Annotated in this window: 17 protein-coding genes and 1 riboswitch; of the genes, 13 read left to right on the top strand and 4 right to left on the bottom strand. The window is 60.6% G+C overall.

What is annotated here, in order from left to right; translation table 11 throughout:
• Positions 1–41: 41 nt before the first annotated feature.
• The 4 genes from PF1751_RS20100 to PF1751_RS20085 are packed head-to-tail and all read right to left on the bottom strand — an operon-like array spanning position 42 to position 7,547.
• Entirely contained in the window at positions 42–4,379 is a 4,338-nt protein-coding gene (locus PF1751_RS20100) for a glycosyltransferase (protein WP_074900381.1), read from the bottom strand.
• A 2-nt stretch (positions 4,380–4,381) separates the two neighbouring features.
• Positions 4,382–5,173, bottom strand: coding sequence for a class I SAM-dependent methyltransferase (locus PF1751_RS20095; protein ID WP_044287621.1), 792 nt, complete (start codon positions 5,171–5,173; stop codon positions 4,382–4,384).
• Entirely contained in the window at positions 5,170–6,315 is a 1,146-nt protein-coding gene (locus tag PF1751_RS20090; protein WP_044287620.1) for an ATP-grasp domain-containing protein, read from the bottom strand. Before PF1751_RS20090 ends, PF1751_RS20095 begins: the two co-directional genes overlap by 4 nt.
• On the bottom strand, positions 6,312–7,547 hold the full coding sequence (locus PF1751_RS20085) for a DegT/DnrJ/EryC1/StrS family aminotransferase (protein WP_010208668.1): 1,236 nt from the start codon (positions 7,545–7,547) through the stop codon (positions 6,312–6,314). The genes PF1751_RS20090 and PF1751_RS20085 overlap by 4 nt, the downstream gene beginning before the upstream one ends.
• A gap of 147 nt (positions 7,548–7,694) precedes the next feature.
• Between PF1751_RS20085 and hda the strand changes: the two genes are divergently transcribed.
• The 13 genes from hda to PF1751_RS20020 all read left to right on the top strand — a co-directional run bounded on the left by hda (position 7,695) and on the right by PF1751_RS20020 (position 19,243).
• Positions 7,695–8,399, top strand: coding sequence for a DnaA regulatory inactivator Hda (gene hda / locus PF1751_RS20080; RefSeq protein WP_010208669.1), 705 nt, complete (start codon positions 7,695–7,697; stop codon positions 8,397–8,399).
• Positions 8,400–8,612: 213 nt separating this feature from the next.
• A complete protein-coding gene (locus PF1751_RS20075) occupies positions 8,613–9,242 on the top strand; it encodes a C40 family peptidase (RefSeq protein WP_010208671.1) in 630 nt (209 codons plus the stop codon).
• A gap of 144 nt (positions 9,243–9,386) precedes the next feature.
• Complete coding sequence (locus PF1751_RS20070; RefSeq protein ID WP_010208673.1) at positions 9,387–9,926, top strand: C40 family peptidase; 540 nt, start codon at positions 9,387–9,389, stop codon at positions 9,924–9,926.
• Between the two features lie 97 nt (positions 9,927–10,023).
• A riboswitch (cobalamin riboswitch) is annotated at positions 10,024–10,274 on the top strand.
• Between the two features lie 79 nt (positions 10,275–10,353).
• Positions 10,354–10,965, top strand: a complete 612-nt coding sequence (gene cobO / locus PF1751_RS20065) for a cob(I)yrinic acid a,c-diamide adenosyltransferase (RefSeq protein WP_044287619.1) — start codon at positions 10,354–10,356, stop codon at positions 10,963–10,965.
• Positions 10,962–12,293: a cobyrinic acid a,c-diamide synthase CobB gene (locus PF1751_RS20060; protein WP_021490864.1), complete on the top strand. Its 1,332-nt coding sequence runs from the start codon at positions 10,962–10,964 to the stop codon at positions 12,291–12,293. Before cobO ends, PF1751_RS20060 begins: the two co-directional genes overlap by 4 nt.
• Complete coding sequence (gene bluB / locus PF1751_RS20055; RefSeq protein WP_044287618.1) at positions 12,290–12,940, top strand: 5,6-dimethylbenzimidazole synthase; 651 nt, start codon at positions 12,290–12,292, stop codon at positions 12,938–12,940. Before PF1751_RS20060 ends, bluB begins: the two co-directional genes overlap by 4 nt.
• Positions 12,937–13,845, top strand: a complete 909-nt coding sequence (gene cbiB, locus PF1751_RS20050) for an adenosylcobinamide-phosphate synthase CbiB (RefSeq protein ID WP_021490863.1) — start codon at positions 12,937–12,939, stop codon at positions 13,843–13,845. The genes bluB and cbiB overlap by 4 nt, the downstream gene beginning before the upstream one ends.
• Positions 13,838–14,827: a threonine-phosphate decarboxylase CobD gene (gene cobD, locus PF1751_RS20045; protein ID WP_010208682.1), complete on the top strand. Its 990-nt coding sequence runs from the start codon at positions 13,838–13,840 to the stop codon at positions 14,825–14,827. Before cbiB ends, cobD begins: the two co-directional genes overlap by 8 nt.
• A complete protein-coding gene (locus PF1751_RS20040) occupies positions 14,824–16,275 on the top strand; it encodes a cobyric acid synthase (protein WP_044287616.1) in 1,452 nt (483 codons plus the stop codon). Before cobD ends, PF1751_RS20040 begins: the two co-directional genes overlap by 4 nt.
• Before the next feature lie 91 nt (positions 16,276–16,366).
• Complete coding sequence (gene cobU / locus PF1751_RS20035) at positions 16,367–16,888, top strand: bifunctional adenosylcobinamide kinase/adenosylcobinamide-phosphate guanylyltransferase (RefSeq protein ID WP_010208684.1); 522 nt, start codon at positions 16,367–16,369, stop codon at positions 16,886–16,888.
• Positions 16,885–17,940, top strand: a complete 1,056-nt coding sequence (gene cobT / locus PF1751_RS20030) for a nicotinate-nucleotide--dimethylbenzimidazole phosphoribosyltransferase (RefSeq protein WP_021490859.1) — start codon at positions 16,885–16,887, stop codon at positions 17,938–17,940. The genes cobU and cobT overlap by 4 nt, the downstream gene beginning before the upstream one ends.
• Positions 17,937–18,512 (top strand): alpha-ribazole phosphatase family protein, encoded by a 576-nt coding sequence (gene cobC, locus PF1751_RS20025; RefSeq protein WP_010208686.1) that lies wholly within the window; start codon positions 17,937–17,939, stop codon positions 18,510–18,512. The genes cobT and cobC overlap by 4 nt, the downstream gene beginning before the upstream one ends.
• 2 nt (positions 18,513–18,514) lie before the next feature.
• Positions 18,515–19,243: an adenosylcobinamide-GDP ribazoletransferase gene (locus PF1751_RS20020; protein ID WP_010208687.1), complete on the top strand. Its 729-nt coding sequence runs from the start codon at positions 18,515–18,517 to the stop codon at positions 19,241–19,243.
• The last annotated feature ends 9 nt before the right edge of the window (positions 19,244–19,252 follow it).

Here is a 19,252-nt window from a genome sequence, read left to right as displayed (position 1 = left end):
TGAGCCCCGTCGTAGTTAAGAACGTCGCCGGACCGCAGTTTTCACGTTTTCAGCCAGGCGTTTCTCCACGCCACCAGGTGTTCTTCCTTGAGTATCCAGTTCTTGAGCACCGCGCTACGCAGCGCGTCTCCGGCTCGAGCGCTGGCGTCCCGTTCGGTAAGGTGCTCGCGAATGGCGGCAATCCAGTCTTTAGGCGTGTTTCTGACCCGGGTCACCGGCAACTCACCGCTGTAACAACGAATATCCGAGCAAATCACCGGAAAACCACAGGCGCCATATTCCAGTAACCGCAAATTGCTTTTGCAGGCATTGAAAAAGTTGTCTTCCAGCGGCGCCAAGGCCAGATCCAGGTTCAAACCGGCCAGCCGTGATGGGTACTTTTCGATTGTCACACCTTGGTGGAATTCGTGGACATAGGGGCGTAGTTCCGGTGGGCACATACCCATGAATACCCATTCCACATCCTGCGCCAGCTCGCGAACCACTTCGGCGATAACTCGCAGGTCGCCGCCGTGACTTGAACCACCGGCCCAGCCGACCCGTGGCTTGCGGCCTTGTTGGCGATGGCTGGTCAGATCGTTCCACCATGTGCCTGGCAGGCGGTTTTCCATCACGCGGATGTCTGCATTGAAGTGTTCCAGCGCATCGGCGAGCGGCTGGGTCGACACCACCAGCCGGTCGCAGAGGCCGATAGCTTGTTTCAGACGGTTTGCGGTGTCTTTGGGAAACAACTGGCGACTTGCGTTGCCGGTGGGGACATCAAGAATATAGTCATCCAGTTCATAGACCTTGAACGCCTTGGAGAATGCTTTGGTGTTCTCGATAATCTCCAACTGAGGTGTAGTGAATTGCCGCTGGAAAATGATCGTATCCGGCGCATGGCGCTCCACTTCTACAGGTTGTAGTAGCCAGTCGCTGACCGCGCCCTCGATCAGCCCCGCTGCCTTCAGGGCAGCAAAAGGTTGGCGCACGCGGTAGTGCCCACTGCCGAAAAAATCGCCGGGGTAGCAAAGGGCGTAAGGCAATTGATGGCTGGCGAACGGATGCCAGCCCGCGTCGCTACGGCATTCATAGGCAAATCCGCGGCCTTCCAGTGTCAGGTTGCGGTTATAGGCCGGGTCATTGGCGAGCTGCGGCAGCCAGCGCTGGTACATCACCGATTGCTCGCGTTTGAAGCGCTCGCGTTTGGCTTCCAGTCTGGTCGTGTCGACCTTGTTCTGACTGACGTTGGCTTCGTGCATCAGCAATGCATAAGGTGTCCAGACAATCAGTTGCCCGGCTTGGCCCACTTTCAGGCAGAGGTCTACGTCGTTGAATGAAACCCCCAGGCTCGTCTCGTCCATTCCACCCACCTGGTGGTACAGGTCGGCACGGATCATCAGGCAGGCAGCGGTGACCGCGCTGTAGTTCTGGTCAACTTGCAAGCGATGAAGGTAGCCGTTGGACTGTATGGGGTCGCCGACAAAGGGGTGGTCCGCTACGCCGTGCAAACCGAGCACCACGCCCCCGTGCTGAATAGTCCCGTCGAGTAACAACAACTTGGCGCCGACTATCCCCACTTCCGGCCGCTGGGCGTGATGGAGCATGGCGCCGAGCCAGTCGCCATCAATGACCGCAGTGTCGTTGTTGAGGAGCACCAGGTATTCGCCACGGGCTTGGCTGGCGGCGTAGTTATTGATGGCTGAATAGTTGAACGGATGCGGGTAGCGCAGTATGCGTACCTTGGCGTTATTCAACTGCTCCATGCCCGTGAACCACTCACGGGCCTGCGCCGTTTCACTATTGTTGTCGATGATGATCAGTTCGTAGTTCGTGTAGCGGGTTTTCTCCATCACGCTTTCGATGCAGCGCATCAACATCGGCAGTTGGTCCTTGGTCGGGATCACGATGGACACCAATGGTTGCCCGGCGTGTTGGTAAATTACGCGATTGACCATCGGCAAAGGCCCCGTACGCATTTCATGAGCCACGTCCAAACGTTGCAAGTGCGCTTGGACTATAGCTGCCGAGTGTGCAATGACCTGAGGCTCGCCGAGCCACTGGCCGAAGTTGATCTGCTGGTGCACGAGCACATCCGCGAGGTGTCCGACGGTGCCTAGCCCGTGGGTTTCTATCAGCCGAAAGAGCAGGTCATGGGGCGCGAGTTCGGCGAAGGCGGGGTCGAAGCCATTGAGATTCAACGCTGACTCGCGACTGAATGCCAAGGCTCGGCCAACATAGGGATAACTACGCAGCAGGTCCAGATTAAGGTCAGGCTTGAACACCGGGTCTTGGTAACCGGTAGCGGTCAGCGAATCTTCATCGGTGTAGCACATGCTGATGCCCGGGTTAAGGGCGATGCCCTCTGCCAGCAATAGCAACGCGTGGGGATCAAGTCGGTCGCCGCCCCGTAGCAGGTAGCACCAGTCGACCTGGATGGCCTGAAGCAGCTCATTGAGCTGGCTGGGCCAGGACTCCGCCAGCGGTAGCCAGACCAAGTTATCGGCCGGTGTCATCCCGGCCGGCTCGCTGTTTGACAGCACCACGATGGCCGCCGCCTTGTAGAGTTGGCGGTTGATGCTTTCCAGGCTGGCACGTAGCTGCGCAATATCACCGGTAGTATCGGTCAACACCACCAATACGTCGGTGTGCTGTGGCCAGCCAGCCAGCCGTGTTGGCAAGCCTTCGAAGTCCGCGGTAGACAGTTGTCGGGTATCCAGCCATCGCCGATACTGGTCGATATTGCGCTGGTGTTTGCCTGCATTCGCCAGCACGCCGAAGAAGCGCTCGATAGCGTGTGCCAGCGTGCCGGTAAGCTGACCGCGTTCAGTGTCGAAATCTTTGCCGGTGAGGTTCATCCGTTCCAAGGGGGCCAACGCTTCAATGCGTACAAAGAACATGGAGCCGGCAAAAAAATCCGCATCGTCGATTCGTTGTGAATCAATCCCGGCGCGTTCGGCCAGGGCCAGCAGGCGCTGACGGTCTTCTTCTTCAAGGTCCTGAGTGACTTGCGCCCGGTAAGGCTCTGTGCCGAGCAGTGGATGGTGCGATGGGGCGGCAAGATATTCTACCGACTGCCGGAATCGCACAGGGCTGAGCAAATCATCGAAAAGGTCATGTGCCCAGGAGCTCTCGGTGCCCATATGGGCCGAGCGTTTGGTGTGCAGCTTGACCAGCGTGGTGATGTTGTCGGCACGCAAGTTCGCAAGTACGTGGAGGAATGGCAGGGCATCCCTACCGTGATCGGGCACCCGATAGAGCGAGTATTTCAAACCGCTGACGGCGAGGTGGCTGTGTACGGTGTCTTCCAGGCCGGCTACGCACGTTACGTATAGATGCAGGCGTTCATGCAGCAGGACCAGGCGGCGCAAAATGTCTAGCAGCACACCTGGAAGATACACATGGATCACCACGCCAATGGGAGGCTCGCCGTCTTCGAGAACGGGCTGCTCGGCGACAAGTACTTCGCACTCGCCGACAAGCGGGGCGGCACTGTGCGAGGTAATGAGTGGCTGGAAATCGCAAGCCAGGTAGGCGCCCTGTACATGAAACAGCTCAAAGGCCTCAGGGGCTGACAAGGGGGCACGTCGCACCTGCGATGAAGGCTGCGGGTTGTAGAGCCCCAGTGCGTGGATCTGGCGGGTGAAATTGGCGAGGCCCTGATCGAACAGATCCTGCATATCTGGCTGGTTCTGGCGTTGCTCGGCATGCCGGCGAAAGAGTGACAGGGGCTCCTGTATGAAAGCGAGATGGCCGTGTTGCAGCAGGTTCACAAACATGGCCAAGTCGTTAATGGCACGAATAACGACGCCGCCCAAAGCGCAGATATGTGGCGCTTTGTCGATCAGTTGGGCGCGACGAAACATCACTGTGCTAGGTTCGCCAATGAAATTGACAGGCCAGTCGCACAGTAGCGAAATGAGGTCTGCACCCTGCAGGCAGGCGTCTTTGTCGAATACTTCACACGTCTGGAGGATGTCAGGCAGTGGCTCGTCTTCGGTTCCAATCAGTCGGCGCCGTGAAGTGACCAGCGAGATATCGTTACGTGCCTCAAGCACGGCGGCAAGGCGCTCGACGCAATTGGGCAGCAACAGATCGTCGTCATTGAGAAACTTGATGTATTCGCCCCGGGATTCTTCCAGGCAGCGACTGAGGTTGAGCTGGCCACCCAACTGCTGTTCGTTGTGCAGGTAGCGCACCGGCACTGCGGTCTGTGCAGCAAGACGCTCGGTGATCAGGCGGATGCCGTCGTCACGACAATCGTCTGTGATCACTATCTCCAGATTCGCGTAGCTCTGGTTCAGTGCGCTACTCAGCGCGGCCTCGAAGAACCGCGGGTTATAGGCAGGTATCGCAATGCTGACCAGCGGTAAGCGGCTGGTCGGGAGGGTATTGGTCATGCTCACACCAACTTGAACAGGGGGCGAAGGTAGAACTCGCTGAGGCCGCCTTCACGGCCGAGGCGATCACAGGTTTCAGCTTGAGCGAGGGCGCCGGGGCTATCGAACAGCTCGATTTTCCGTGTGTGCGGGTCCAATACCAACCCGATGTGTTCGATCTCCCAGCCGGTGCCTCTCAGTGCTGCATCGACGTAAGCGAGTTTTTCGGCCAGTACATTGCGACCCGCCACGGGTTGCGCGGTGTCGCCACCCCAATTGAAACCCATCTGGTAGAGGAGGCAGCCGGCTGACGGGCGAAGCGCCTTCAGAAAACCCTGGATATAACCTTGCAGGGCATGTTTGTCGGGCACAAGCGCGGCATCGAAATCGACTCCTGCATGATGTAATACGTTGAACAACAACAACGTATCGAAATGCCCCGGCATCGCCTGCGCGACTGCGTAGTCGAGGGCTTGCTGTACGACCTCGACGTTGTTCAAATCGAACTCGACGCTCAAGGCGCGAATAAAGTTGGCGCTGGTCTCGTCCAGCTCCCAGGCAACGCAGTGGCTGCTGGGGTAAGTATGAGCGAGGGTGGTGCTGAATAGTCCGGTATTGGCGCCGACATCCAGCAGCCGTTGGCCGCTGAAGTCGAAGTGCGCTTCCAGGTATTCCAGGCGGCCGTGGTCGGCACGCCAACGCGGGTTCACCGGTACGTCAAAGCCTAGTCGTTCTGTCACGAAAGCAGGCAGCGGTTGGTAACAGGCGTGTTTCCCGGAGTGCATATACAGCGCCAGTAGTTGTTCTTTGGTCATTGGCGTTTGCCTGAACGAAGGAATTCGAAGAAGAACAGCCTCAGGCTGTCAGTGGCGAACCAGATGTCATAGCGCGGCAGCCAACAGCAGGCCTTGAGCAGCCAGCTGCGAGCGCCGGCGAAAAAGCGCATGTCACTGCGTGGCTGTCCGACAAAGCCGCCGAGCCAGAGGTACTTGTCCCGTTGCCAGACGCCTAGAAAACGCTGTTGCGCGGCCATTTGCGGCGTCTGGTGCCGATCTTGCACCAACCAGCTGGCGCGGAAGCCATTTTCAAGCGCCAGTTGCATCGGCCCCCAAAGGCGTGGGTTTGCCTCGATGATGAAGTGTTGGCCGGCGCTTTCCATCACCTCAAACATGATGAAGCCGCAATAGTGATGCTGTTCAAGCAATGCCCGCAGGCGCTGGTCGGTATTTGTATCGGGGCAGCGCACCAGCTCGGCGGCAACCATCGATTTGCCTGCCGCCTGCTGGGCGATGTTGCGTTGATAGAGCGCGACGACACCCGCGTCGTTGCGGAAATAGAGATAGTAAAAACTTTGTCCGTCTATATAGCGTTGAATGAGGTAGCGTGCGGCATCGTAGTGGCGTGCATGTTCAGCATACTCGGCAGCACTACGCACCAGCAGCGGGTAAAGGCGCTGGCCATGGGGGCCGCTTTCGACCCTGGGCTTGAGCACAAAGGGCAACTGGCCTTCAGACAATTGCTCGATTTGCGCGGGTATTTTCAGGCCGACGACTTTTGCCGCCGCCAAGAGTTTTTCCTTATCGGAAAACAGATGGTAAATAGCCGGGCTGACAGATATACCCTGGATGCCTTCCAGGGATAACCAGTCTTGCATGCCCATCAGCAGACGGTTTATCGACTCGGCGCTCGGGGCGATGGTCAGCGGGCGTGTGGGGTGGCTGGCCTTGATGTCGAGCAGTAGGCGCTTGAATTCATTTTCATCAAGGGCCTCCTGAGTGCGTTGTGCAAACAGGTAGCGGCGAAGGCGTGTGCGATATAGCGCATCTTGAGTGTTGCGTGTGATTAATACGAAGTCGATGCGGTCGCGCTGAAGGGAGCGACAAAAAGCGCCGACCGCGCGCTCGTTGGCCCCGGTGAATATGATCACCAAAGGCTTTTCAGCGGGTGTCATCGTCATCGCGCAGCCAGTTGTTCAGCGAGCAATTCGGCCAGGCATTCTATGACTCTATCCACGCATTGATCGCTGAGTGAAAGATGAAACGGCAATCCCAGCAAACGCTCCGCTAATTGGTCAACCACTGGCAGCGGGCCAGCCGTATAGGCTTGGAAAGCGGGGTGGCCATGCAGCGGAGGGCAGTACCAGCGCCGGGTTTCGATGTCTTTGCCCAGCAGGCGCAACTGAATATCTACACCGCGTAACCCCGCGGGCAGCATTACGGGCATCAGGCTGTACACGCCATCGACGGGCTTGGACTGGAGTTTCAGTGCAGGGATTTTTTCATTTAGGCGTTCTACGTAGCGTTGATGCAAATTGCGTCGTGCTTCTGCGACAGTTGGCCAATTGTCCATCGCGGCCAGTGCGACGGCGGCGTGGTATTCGCTCATCTTGCCGTTCTCGCCGGCCTCGAAGACCAGGCCTCCACTCTGTGCATCGATGCCGAAGTTACTTAATGCTCGCATGCTTTGGGCGTAGGCGTGGTGGCGCGAAGCCACGAAACCACCTTCACCTCCCCCTAGGGATTTGGTGGCGTGCAGGCTGAAGGCGACTTTGGTCGTCAGTCCAATCTGCTGGTTACCCCAGGCGCCTGCGGCATCGACGACCACCGGAATTCCGGTTTCGGCACTAAAAAGATCCCAGCCAGCGACATCTTGAGCGCAACCGTACGTGGACACCGGCATCACTGCATCGAAGGGCACTTCGGCCAGCACTGCGCGTGCTATGGCGGGGGTCAGCAACCAATTGTCAGGATCGACGTCGCTGATAAGCGGCGTGAGTCCGGCCCGGATGATTGCGGTAGCCGTGGCAACGAACGTCAATCCGGGTACCAATACGCGGCCGCTCTTGCGAAGCTTCAGGGCTTCCAATGCAATTTGCAGCGCACACGTACCATTCGCCATAGACACAACATGGACTTGCGCGGGCTCGCGACTGAAAGAGCGCGATAGCCGGCCCTCTAGCTCATTGACCAGCGGGCCGAAGTTGGTGTACCAGCGGTTTTCATCGATTTGCTTCCAGTACGCAAGAATCTGCTCGACTTTGGGCATTTCCGGAACGAGCAGCTTGATGATGTTTTTCATGGTACGCACAACCGTCAATGAAATGTCGTTCTTGGCAATATGACGAGGCGAAGCAGGAAACATACCAATTTGGTAAAGGGTCGGCTTGGTGGGTTCGCGGTTCTGCGGCATCGAACAATTTGCATAAAACCAACAAGTTAACGCAAACCTTTGATTTTGCTTGGGGTCTGTTGCATTGTGCGCCCGGCGTCACGGGTATAAACTTTGCAAACTTTACACAGAGGCCACTAACGGTTCGTTTGGAGCCGTTCAGTCAGCATGAAACCGATTCAGCTGCCCTTGGGTGTGCGTCTGCGTGACGACGCCACCTTTATCAACTACTACCCAGGCGCCAATGCCGCTGCACTCGGCTATGTCGAGCGGCTCTGCGAAGCCGACGCCGGGTGGACCGAAAGCCTGATCTATTTGTGGGGCAAGCACGGCGTAGGGCGTACCCACCTGTTGCAGGCCGCGTGCCTGCGTTTCGAGCAAATGGGCGAGCCGGCGGTTTACCTGCCCCTGGCTGAGTTGATGGATCGCGGTATCGGCATTTTCGACCATCTTGAGCAGTACGAGCTGGTGTGCCTGGACGATCTGCAAGCGATCGCCGGCAAGGCGGAATGGGAAGAGGCGCTCTTTCACTTGTTCAACCGTTTGCGTGACAGTGGTCGGCGCCTGCTGATTGCCGCGTCTACCTCGCCACGGGAATTGCCGATCAAGCTGGCCGACCTCAAGTCGCGGATGACCTTGGCGCTGATCTTCCAGATGCGCCCGCTCTCCGACGAAGACAAATTGCGTGCCTTGCAACTGCGTGCTTCCCGTCGTGGCCTGCACCTCACCGATGAAGTGGGGCATTTTATTCTCACTCGCGGTACACGCAGCATGAGCGCATTGTTCGATTTGCTCGAACAGCTCGACCAGGCCTCCTTGCAGGCCCAGCGCAAGCTGACCATTCCCTTCTTGAAAGAAACCCTCGGCTGGTAGACAGCCCTTTGTTTTTGCCGCGTTCGGCAAATTCCAGGCGCCAGAAAACCTGCGCTTGAGCCGATGTGGCTACGCAAAAGGCAGGTACGGGGTGTTAAGGGCTTAGATGTCATGGTCCAAACAAGAAGTCACATAGATCACGATTGAATTTGCAAATCGATGTGATAGAGGGCATAGTCTCGTCTTCTTTACATATCAGCCACGGTCGTGCCCATGCTAAATCGCTTCGCACCCCTCGTGCCCCTCGCACTCGTTACCCTGTTGTTTGGTTGCGCCTCCCACCCTCAACAGGTGGCAGAACAGCAAAAACCACAGGTTCAAAATCAGGCAAAATTCGTTGCTGCACAGTCTGCTTCTGTTTATGAAGAAGAGCTGGCAACTGAAAAAGAGCTGACCAACTTCTCCGGTAGCAAGCCTTACCAGCTTCCCGTTCTGGCCGACAGCATCCTCGAACGCGGCATGTCCCTGATCGGTACCCGTTACCGTTTCGGCGGCACTTCTGAAGCCGGCTTCGACTGCAGCGGTTTCATCGGCTATCTGTTTCGTGAAGAAGCGGGCATGAACCTGCCGCGCTCCACCCGCGAAATGATCAACGTGGATGCACCGTTGGTCGCGCGCAACAACCTCAAGCCCGGTGATCTGCTTTTCTTCAGTACGGCAGGGCGTGGTCGTGTGAGTCATGCCGGTATCTACTTGGGCGACAACCAGTTTATTCACTCCAGCAGCCGTCGCAGTGGCGGTGTTCGAGTCGACAACCTGGGCGACAGCTACTGGAGCAAAACCTTCATCGAAGCCAAGCGCGCACTCGCCATGGCCCCGACGACAGTTACCGCTAGCAAGTAAACTTAAAGTGATACTTGAAGTTTGACGTGTAAGCGCTAGAATCCCTGGACATTGTTGTAATCTGTTCGCGCGAGCTTTGCTTGCGCGTTCTGGTTTTCAGCGTTCGGCAGCGAAAGCCGCATCCAGACCAGGATTGTTCTGCCCATGTCGACCTCGGCCCGCCTGATCCTCATTCTTTGCGCCGCGCTGCTCAGCGCCTGCGCAAGTCGTCCACCGCCGCCCGCTCCCGTAGCGGTGAAGCCCAAGCCGGTGTTCAACTATTCCAGCCAGAATTTCTCGCCTGCGGCCGAAGACGTCCTCTTCCGTGCCCTGGGCCTGGTCGGCACGCCTTATCGGTGGGGCGGCAACACACCGGACTCCGGGTTTGATTGCAGTGGCCTGATCGGTTTTGTCTTCCGCGACGCTGCCGGCATCTCCCTGCCGCGTACCACTCGCGAATTGATCGTGATGCGTGCGCAAGATGTCAGCGAGCAGAATCTGCAGACGGGCGACCTGTTGTTCTTTGCCACGGGCGGCGGTTCACAGGTCAGCCACGCCGGGATCTACGTCGGTGAAGGCCGTTTTGTGCATGCACCGCAAACCGGTGGTACGGTGAAGTTGGACACCTTGTCCAAGGCGTATTGGCAGAATGCCTACCTGAGCGCCAAGCGCGTGTTGCCAGGCAATCTGGCGCGTAATCCTTAGAAAGCAGCGGCAGGTTTCACGCGTGAAGCTGCAAGCGGTGCGATGCCTGCTTGCGGCGATCAGCTTGAAGCTTGCAGCTCGCCCCTCAAACTACTACCCTTCGCCGCTTGTTCCAGGTGCTCTGTGACCCATGGGTCGACGGAGTGAAACAGGGAAGCCGGTGAGTGAGCGCACTTGTACACAGTGACGCCGCGATCCCGGCGCTGCCCCCGCAACGGTAAATGAGTCAAGACGCTGCCTTTTGCCACTGTATCGCTCGCGATATGGGAAGGCGCAGCGTCGGTCTGCGCTTCTATAAGACGTGCGCCACTCATGAGCCCGGAGACCGGCCTGCAACATCCAACAGCATCACGGTGGGCGATGCTTGGCTGTCTGTTTTTTCTTTTTCCTGCCCGCCGTTTTTGTCCAGCCCCAACGGAGAGCTGCCATGACCGATTCCCCCGACCGCGACGAACGCCACCTGGCGCGCATGCTGCGCAAAAAAGCCGTGATCGATGAACGCATCGCCAACTCCCCGAACGAGTGCGGCCTGTTGCTGGTGCTGACCGGCAACGGCAAAGGCAAGAGCAGCTCCGCGTTCGGCATGCTGGCCCGGGCCATGGGGCACGGCATGCAGTGCGGTGTGGTGCAGTTCATCAAGGGGCGCAACAGTACCGGTGAGGAATTGTTCTTCCGCCGTTTCCCCGAGCAAGTGCGCTTTCATGTCATGGGCGAAGGCTTCACCTGGGAAACCCAGGACCGCCAGGGTGACATCGCCGCCGCCGAAGCCGCCTGGGCGGTTTCCCGCGAGTTGCTGCAGGACCCGTCTATCGGTCTTGTCGTACTCGACGAACTGAACATCGCCCTCAAGCACGGCTATCTCGACCTGGACCAGGTGCTCAGCGACCTGCAAGCCCGCCCGCCGATGCAACACGTGGTGGTCACCGGCCGCGGTGCCAAGCCTGAACTGATCGAAATGGGCGACACCGTCACCGAAATGGGCATGCTCAAACACGCGTTCCAAGCCGGTATCAAGGCACAGAAGGGCGTCGAACTTTGAATCAGCCCCGTCATTGCCCGGCCGTCTTGATTGCCGCACCGGCGTCCGGCCAGGGCAAAACCACCGTCACCGCCGCGCTTGCCCGATTGCACCGCAACCTGGGGCGCAGGGTACGCGTGTTCAAATGCGGCCCGGACTTCCTCGATCCGATGATCCACGAACGCGCCAGCGGTGCGCCGGTGTATCAATTGGACATGTGGATGGTGGGCGAGCAGGAAAGTCGTCGCTTGCTATGGGAAGCGGCGGGGGAGGCGGACCTGATCCTGATCGAAGGCGTGATGGGCCTGTTCGATGGCACACCGTCCAGCGCCGACCTGGCGCGACACTTCGGCGTGCCTGTCTTGGGCGTGATTGACGGTACGGCGATGGCCCAGACCTTCGGCGCGTTGGCCCTGGGCCTGGCACGTTATCAGCCGGATCTGCCGTTTGCCGGGGTGCTGGCCAATCGCGTTGGCACCTTGCGTCACGCACAATTGCTCGAAGGCAGCCTCACCGAAGGCCTGCGCTGGTACGGCGCGTTATCCCGCGAGACCGGTATCGAACTGCCTAGCCGTCACTTAGGCCTGGTACAGGCGAGCGAACTGAACGACCTCGATGTGCGTCTCGATGCAGCCGCCCAAGCGCTGGGCAGCAGTTGCGAAGTGGCTTTGCCGCCGCCAGTGACCTTTGCCGCACCGGAAGTGATCGAAACCCAGCCACTGCTCAACGGTGTGCGCATCGCCGTGGCCCGCGACGAAGCCTTCGCGTTTACCTATGGCGCCAGCCTCGACCTGCTGCGGGCAATGGGCGCTGAACTGGAGTTTTTCTCGCCGATCCACGATCGCAAATTGCCTGACGTCGACAGCCTCTATCTGCCCGGTGGTTATCCGGAATTGCACCACCAGGCGCTGGCGGAAAACACCTCGATGCTTGACGCCATCCGCGCTCATCATGCCGCCGGCAAACCGCTGCTCGCCGAATGCGGCGGCATGCTCTACCTGCTGGACTCGCTGACCGACGTCGAGGGTGTTCGCGCCGAACTGGTGGGCCTGCTGCAAGGCGATGCGGTGATGCAGAAGAAACTCGCGGCCTTGGCGCTGCAAAATGTCGAATTGCCCGAAGGCACGCTGCGCGGCCATACCTATCACCACTCCCTGACCACCACCGAATGGCAGCCGATTGCCCGTGGCCTTAGCCCCAATGGCGGACGCGGTGCCGAGGCGGTTTATCGGCAGGGGCGGATGACGGCTTCCTACGTACACTTTTACTTCCCCTCGAATCCCCAGGCGGTGGCCGCATTGTTCGCGCCCGATCCTGTAGGCGCCGGCTTGCCGGCGATGAGGCCATGACCGACAACGCCTTCCCCGAGGCCGACCGCCAGGCGGTCTACCGCGCCATCGCTGAACGTCGCGACATGCGCCACTTCAGCGGCGGCACTATCGCCCCGGAATTGCTCTATCGTCTGCTCCAGGCCGCGCACCAGGCACCCAGTGTCGGCCTGATGCAGCCCTGGCGTTTTATCCGCATCAGCGACCGTCCGTTGCGTGGGCAGATTCAACAACTGGTGGAAGAAGAACGCATACGCACCGCCGAAGCCCTGGGTGAACGCTCCGATGAGTTCATGAAGCTCAAGGTCGAAGGCATTCACGACTGCGCCGAAGTGCTGGTGGCGGCGTTGATGGATGACCGTGAGCGGCACATTTTTGGGCGGCGCACGTTGCCTGAAATGGACATGGCGTCACTGTCCTGTGCTATTCAGAATCTTTGGCTGGCGGCCCGTGTCGAAGGGCTGGGCATGGGCTGGGTCTCGCTGTTCGAGCCCCAGGCCCTGGCTGATCTGCTGGGTTTGCCACCCGGCGCGAAACCTTTGGCCGTGCTGTGCCTGGGGCCGGTGGCCGAGTTCTACCCGGCCCCGATGTTGCAACTCGAAGGCTGGACCGAGCCTCGGCCGCTGAGTGACATGTTGTATGAGAATGGGTGGGGAGTGAGTCAATGAGTGTGGCCTTGCTGTGTGTCGCTGCAGTCGCGCTGGATGCGCTGCTGGGCGAACCCAGACGCTGGCATCCGCTGGTGGCGTTCGGCAATTTCGCCGGGCGTATCGAGCAACGTTTCAATACCGGTGGTCGCGGCTGGCGCAGTCATGGCGTGACCGCGTGGGTTATCGCCGTGGTGCCGCTGACTCTGCTGGCTACGGCTTTATCCTGGGCGCCGTACATCGGCTGGGTATTGGAGATCCTGGCGTTGTACTGCGCGCTTGGCATGCGCAGCCTTGGCGAGCATGTGATCCCGGTGGCCCAGGCCTTGCGCAGCGATGACCTGGACGAAGCGCGACAGCGCGTGAGCTACCTCGTAAGCCGTCAGACCAGTGAACTGGATAGCACCGAAGTCGCCCGCGCGGCCACTGAGTCGGTGCTGGAGAACGGCAGCGATGCGGTCTTCGCCGCGCTGTTCTGGTTTGTGCTCGCGGGGGTGCCGGGCGTGGTGCTTTATCGCCTGAGCAACACCCTTGATGCCATGTGGGGCTATCGCAACGAACGTTTTGAACGCTTCGGCTGGGCGGCGGCAAAGATTGACGACGTGCTGAACTACATTCCTGCACGCCTGGTGGCGTTGACCTACGCGGTACTGGGTAAGACTCGTCTGGCGCTCAAATGCTGGCGCACCCAAGGCCCGACCTGGGACAGCCCGAACGCTGGCCCGGTGATGGCTGCCGGTGCCGGCGCCCTGGGCGTGGAGTTGGGCGGCGCCGCCATCTATCACGGTGAAGTGCACCAGCGTCCGCAACTGGGCGAAGGCCCGGCGGCGGATGCCGATTCCATCGACCGGGGCTGGCAACTGGTGCAGCGCGGCGTATGGTTGTGGCTGCTGATCCTATGCGCGGGGGCGCAATTCTATGCTTGAGCACGGTGGCCGGTTGCGCAGGGCGTCGATTCAGTACGGGATAGCCGAGGCCGATTGGCTCGACCTGTCCAGCGGCCTCGCGCCCTGGCCCTGGCCGATTCCCGAGATCCCGCTGCGGGCCTGGGCGCGCCTGCCGGAAACCGACGACGGCCTGGAGCAGGCCGCCAGCGAATACTATGGCGCTGCACACCTGTTGCCGGTGCCCGGCTCCCAGGCGGCCATCCAGTTGCTGCCACGCCTGCGCCGCGCTGGCAAAGTCGGCGTGTTGTCACCGTGCTATGCCGAACACGCCGAAGCCTGGCGCCGCGCCGGCTACGTGGTGCGCGAAGTGCAAGAGCAGGAAGTCGACTTCTTCTTGGAGGGGCTCGACGTACTGGTGGTGGTCAACCCCAACAACCCCACCGGCCTGAACCTGGCCCCACAACGCTTGCTGGACTGGCATTCGCGGCTGGCCCAGCGGGGCGGCTGGCTGGTGGTAGACGAAGCGTTCATGGATGTCACCCCTCAATTCAGCCTGGCGGGCCACGCCCATCAGGTCGGCCTGATCGTGTTGCGCTCGTTCGGCAAATTCTTCGGTCTGGCCGGGGTGCGGCTGGGCTTTGTATTGGCCGAGCGCAAGCTGCTCAAGTTGCTGGCTGAACAGGTCGGCCCCTGGGCCGTCAGCGGACCGACGCGGGTGTTGGGTCAGATATGTCTGCGCGACACCACCGGTCAGGCGTTCCAACGCGTGCGTTGCATCGAGGCAGGCCAGCGTTTGTTCGCCTTGCTGGAGCGCCACGGCTTTCCCCCCCAGGGTGGCTGCGCGTTGTTTCAATGGCTGATCACGCCTCACGCCGAACGCATGCACGAATTCATGGCCCAGCGCGGCATCCTGCTACGGCTGTTTGTCCACGACAGCAGTCTGCGTTTCGGCCTGCCCGACACCGAGGCTGACTGGCTACGGCTGGACGAAGCCTTGGTCGCCTTTAAGGACGCTACATGAGCACGCTGATGGTGCAAGGCACCACCTCCGACGCCGGCAAAAGCACCTTGGTGACGGCGCTGTGCCGCTGGCTGGTCCGTCAGGGCGTGGCGGTGGTGCCGTTCAAGCCGCAGAACATGGCGCTCAACAGCGCCGTGACCGCAGAAGGCGGCGAAATCGGCCGCGCCCAGGCTGTGCAGGCCCAGGCCGCCAACCTGGCGCCGCACACCGACATGAACCCGGTGTTGCTCAAGCCTAACAGTGACACCGGCTCCCAAGTGATCATCCACGGTCGCGCCGTCACCACCATGAACGCTGTGGCCTACCACGACTACAAATCCATCGCGATGCAAGCGGTGCTGGCTTCCCACGCCCGGTTGGGCCAGGCTTACCCCGTGGTAATGGTGGAAGGCGCGGGCTCCCCGGCGGAGATCAACCTGCGCGCCAATGACATCGCCAACATGGGCTTCGCCGAAGCGGTGGATTGCCCGGTTTTGCTGATCGCCGACATCAATCGCGGCGGGGTGTTTGCCCATTTGGTCGGGACCTTGGAATTGCTATCGCCCACGGAGCAGGCACGGGTCAAGGGCTTTATCATTAACCGTTTTCGCGGTGACATCGCGCTGTTGCAACCCGGTCTGGATTGGCTGGAAGCGCGCACCGGCAAACCGGTGGTGGGCGTGTTGCCTTACGTGATGGACCTGCACCTGGAAGCCGAAGACGGCATCGACAGGCGCCAGACCGACAAGGTGGCCCAGGTACTCAAGGTGGTGGTGCCGGTGTTGCCGCGCATCAGCAACCACACGGATTTCGACCCGCTGCGCCTGCATCCTCAAGTGGATCTGCAATTCATCGGGCCAGGCCAGCCAATCCCCGCCGCCGACTTGATCATCCTCCCCGGCTCGAAAAGCGTACGCAGCGACCTGTCCTATTTGCGCACCAACGGCTGGGACACCGCCGTGGCGCGGCACTTGCGCTATGGCGGCAAGGTGCTCGGCATTTGCGGCGGCCTGCAGATGCTCGGCGAGCAGGTGCATGACCCGCTGGGCCTGGAAGGGCCTGCCGGCTCCAGCGATGGGCTTGGGCTGCTGGCGTTCAGCACTACGCTTGAAGAAGAGAAGCAGTTGCGCAACGTGCGCGGGCGGCTGTTGCTGGAGGATGCCGAAGTCTGCGGCTATGAGATTCATGCGGGCGTGACGTCTGGCGACGCTTTGTCGAACGCTGCCGTGTTGCTGGATGACGGTCGCACGGATGGCGCGCAAAGTGCCGACGGGCAAATTCTCGGCACCTACCTGCATGGCTTGTTCGAAAGCCCGGCGGCCTGCAGCGCCTTGCTGCGCTGGGCCGGTCTGCAGGATGTGCAGGCAGTGGATTACCACGCGTTGCGCGAGCGCGATATCGAGCGCCTGGCGGACCTGGTGGAGAATCACTTGGACACCGATTTATTGCGCAAGCTGTGCGGGGTCTGACGGTGAGTACGCGGTCCCGATGTGGGCGCTGGCTTGCCCGCGATAGTGGCCTTAAGGCCGAGCCTTTTCAGCCAACCCAAGGTGCTGTCCCATGCTGCAACTGATCCTCGGTGGCGCCCGTTCCGGCAAAAGCCGTCTTGCCGAAAAGCTCGCCAGCGACAGCGGCTTGCCCGTCACTTACATCGCCACCAGCCAACCGCTGGATGGCGAGATGAATGAACGCGTCGCCCTGCATCGCCAGCGTCGTCCCGATCACTGGGGGCTGATCGAAGAACCTGTCGAATTGGCGCGCGTGCTGCGCGAAAATGCCGCGCCCGCGCAGTGTCTGCTGGTGGATTGCCTGACTCTGTGGCTGACCAATCTGCTGATGCTGGAAGACTCGAATCGCCTGGTGGCTGAGCGCGATCAGTTGCTGGAAACCCTGGCCGTGCTGCCGGGTGAAATCATTTTTGTCAGCAACGAGACCGGTCTGGGTGTCGTGCCGCTGGGCGAATTGACTCGCCGCTATGTGGATGAAGCCGGTTGGCTGCATCAAGCCTTGGCCGAGCGCTGTCAGCGTGTTGTCCTGACAGTTGCCGGCCTGCCCCTGACGTTGAAAGGTACTGCGTTATGACTGACACCTGGTGGCTCAACCCCTGTAAGGCGATTGACGCGCACGCATACGAACACGCCCTGGCTCGCCAGCAGCAATTGACCAAACCGTCGGGCTCCCTCGGGCAGTTGGAGGCCCTGGCGGTGCAATTGGCCGGCTTGCAGGGCCAGGTCAAACCGTTGGTGGACCACGTGTGGATCGCCATCTTCGCGGGTGACCATGGCGTGGTAGCGGAGGGCGTGTCGGCGTTTCCTCAGGAAGTCACTGGGCAGATGCTGCACAACTTTGTCAGCGGTGGCGCGGCCATCAGCGTCTTGGCGCGACAGTTGGAGGCACAGTTGGAAGTGGTCGACCTTGGCACGGTCACGCCGTCCCTGGACCTGCCAGGTGTGCGCCACCTGAACATCGGTGCGGGCACCGCCAACTTCGTCAATGGCCCGGCAATGACCGAGGCCCAAGGGGTGCTCGCCCTGCAAGCCGGCCGCGACAGTGCGCGGCGAGCATTGGCAAGCGGGGCACAGCTGTTTATCGGTGGCGAGATGGGCATCGGCAACACCACCGCCGCCAGTGCGCTGGCGTGTGCCTTGCTCGACTGCCAGGTCAGTGACCTCACGGGGCCTGGCACTGGGTTGAATGCTCAGGGGGTCAGCCACAAGGTGGCCGTGATCGAACGCGCCCTGGCGTTACATGCCGGCCAGCGTGGTGATGCGTTGCAAACGCTGTTCAATCTCGGCGGCTTTGAGATTGCCGCACTGGTGGGCGCGTACCTGGCCTGTGCGCAGGAAGGCATCGTGGTGCTGGTGGATGGTTTTATCTGCACTGTCGCAGCGCTGGTTGCGACGCGCTTGAACCCGGCATGCCATGAGTGGCTGGTGTTCGGCCATCGCGGTGCTGAACCAGGTCATCGCCATGTGCTGCAAAGCCTCGACGCGAAGCCGCTGCTGGAATTGGGCCTGCGCCTGGGCGAAGGCAGCGGCGCGGCACTGGCGGTTCCCTTGTTGCGCCTGGCATGTGCGCTGCACGGTCAGATGGCGACTTTCGCCGAAGCCGCCGTGGCAGACCGCCCGGTATGACCTTGCGCCTGGACCTGCTGCGTCACGGCGAGACCGAGTTGGGCGGCGGCCTGCGCGGCAGTCTGGACGATGCACTCACCGCCAAGGGTTGGGCGCAAATGCGCGCAGCCGTGGTGGCGCAGGGGTCGTGGGACCGTCTGGTCAGTTCACCGCTGCAACGGTGCGCGCGGTTTGCCGAGGAACTGGGGGCTCAGCTCCATGTGCCGGTGGCCCTGGAAAAGGATCTGCAAGAGCTGCACTTCGGTGCCTGGGAGGGGCAGAGTGCGGCAGCCTTGATGGAGACCGACGCCGAAGGGCTGGGGTTGTTCTGGGCTGATCCCTACCGCTTTACACCACCGGAGGGCGAACCTGTCAGCGCCTTTTCCGACCGGGTTCTGGGCGCTGTCGCGCGCTTGCATCAGGCCTATGCCGGTGAGCGTGTGTTGTTGATCAGTCATGGCGGTGTGATGCGTCTGTTACTGGCGCAAGCGCGTGGTTTGCCGAGGGAGCAACTGTTGAACGTCGAAGTGGGCCATGGCGGGCTGTTCAGTCTGCACGTCAATGCTGGCGGCACACTGACGGAAGTGGGGTAGACATGCTGCCATTCTGGATCGCCCTGCAATTTCTCAGCAGTCTGCCGATTCGCTTGCCGGGTATGCCGCAGCCTCAGGAATTGGGGCGTTCACTGCTGTTTTATCCGGTCGTCGGTCTGTTGTTCGGTGTGTTGTTGTGGGGCCTGAACTCGGTATTGATGGGCGCGCCGTTGTTGCTGCATGCCGCATTGTTGCTGACGGCCTGGGTATTGCTCAGTGGTGGCCTGCACCTGGACGGTTTGGCGGACAGCGCCGACGCCTGGCTCGGCGGTTTTGGCGACCGCGAACGCACGCTGACGATCATGAAGGACCCCCGCAGCGGCCCGATTGCCGTGGTCACCCTGGGGATGGTGCTGCTGCTCAAGTTCACTGCGTTGGTGGCCCTGATCGAGCAACCTAACGGCGCAGCACTGATCCTGGCGCCGTTGATTGGCCGCGCATCGATGCTGGCGCTGTTTCTTACCACGCGCTATGTACGTGCCGGCGGATTGGGCCAGGCATTGTCGAATCATTTACCGAGGATCGTCGGCCAGCAGGTACTGATCCTCAGTGGTTTAGCCTGCATCCTCATCGGCGGCTTCAGTGGCGGGCTGGCTGTGCTACTTGCCGCGATCTGCTTCATAGGGTTGCGCCAACTGATGGTCAATCGGCTGGGCGGCACCACGGGCGATACCGCAGGCGCTTTGCTGGAACTGCTGGAAGTCGTGGTTCTGGTCGGCCTGGCGCTGTAACACTTTCTT

This window comes from Pseudomonas simiae, from assembly GCF_000934565.1.
Lineage (GTDB): Bacteria > Pseudomonadota > Gammaproteobacteria > Pseudomonadales > Pseudomonadaceae > Aquipseudomonas > Aquipseudomonas simiae.
Note: the sequence above shows the minus strand (reverse complement) of the source record. Positions and strands in the feature narration are given on the sequence as shown.

What these genes read in the sequence shown, in the direction of transcription:
- PF1751_RS20040 (WP_044287616.1), top strand. Translation starts at nt 14,824, where the DNA reads ATGAGCACGCTGATGGTGCAAGGCACCACCTCCGACGCCGGCAAAAGC.
- cobC (WP_010208686.1), top strand. Translation starts at nt 17,937, where the DNA reads ATGACCTTGCGCCTGGACCTGCTGCGTCACGGCGAGACCGAGTTGGGC.
- PF1751_RS20075 (WP_010208671.1), top strand. Translation starts at nt 8,613, where the DNA reads ATGCTAAATCGCTTCGCACCCCTCGTGCCCCTCGCACTCGTTACCCTG.
- cobD (WP_010208682.1), top strand. Translation starts at nt 13,838, where the DNA reads ATGCTTGAGCACGGTGGCCGGTTGCGCAGGGCGTCGATTCAGTACGGG.
- PF1751_RS20100 (WP_074900381.1), bottom strand. Translation starts at nt 4,379, where the DNA reads ATGACCAATACCCTCCCGACCAGCCGCTTACCGCTGGTCAGCATTGCG.
- cbiB (WP_021490863.1), top strand. Translation starts at nt 12,937, where the DNA reads ATGAGTGTGGCCTTGCTGTGTGTCGCTGCAGTCGCGCTGGATGCGCTG.
- PF1751_RS20095 (WP_044287621.1), bottom strand. Translation starts at nt 5,173, where the DNA reads ATGACCAAAGAACAACTACTGGCGCTGTATATGCACTCCGGGAAACAC.
- cobU (WP_010208684.1), top strand. Translation starts at nt 16,367, where the DNA reads ATGCTGCAACTGATCCTCGGTGGCGCCCGTTCCGGCAAAAGCCGTCTT.
- cobT (WP_021490859.1), top strand. Translation starts at nt 16,885, where the DNA reads ATGACTGACACCTGGTGGCTCAACCCCTGTAAGGCGATTGACGCGCAC.
- PF1751_RS20090 (WP_044287620.1), bottom strand. Translation starts at nt 6,315, where the DNA reads ATGACGATGACACCCGCTGAAAAGCCTTTGGTGATCATATTCACCGGG.
- hda (WP_010208669.1), top strand. Translation starts at nt 7,695, where the DNA reads ATGAAACCGATTCAGCTGCCCTTGGGTGTGCGTCTGCGTGACGACGCC.
- PF1751_RS20020 (WP_010208687.1), top strand. Translation starts at nt 18,515, where the DNA reads ATGCTGCCATTCTGGATCGCCCTGCAATTTCTCAGCAGTCTGCCGATT.
- cobO (WP_044287619.1), top strand. Translation starts at nt 10,354, where the DNA reads ATGACCGATTCCCCCGACCGCGACGAACGCCACCTGGCGCGCATGCTG.
- PF1751_RS20085 (WP_010208668.1), bottom strand. Translation starts at nt 7,547, where the DNA reads ATGCCGCAGAACCGCGAACCCACCAAGCCGACCCTTTACCAAATTGGT.
- PF1751_RS20070 (WP_010208673.1), top strand. Translation starts at nt 9,387, where the DNA reads ATGTCGACCTCGGCCCGCCTGATCCTCATTCTTTGCGCCGCGCTGCTC.
- bluB (WP_044287618.1), top strand. Translation starts at nt 12,290, where the DNA reads ATGACCGACAACGCCTTCCCCGAGGCCGACCGCCAGGCGGTCTACCGC.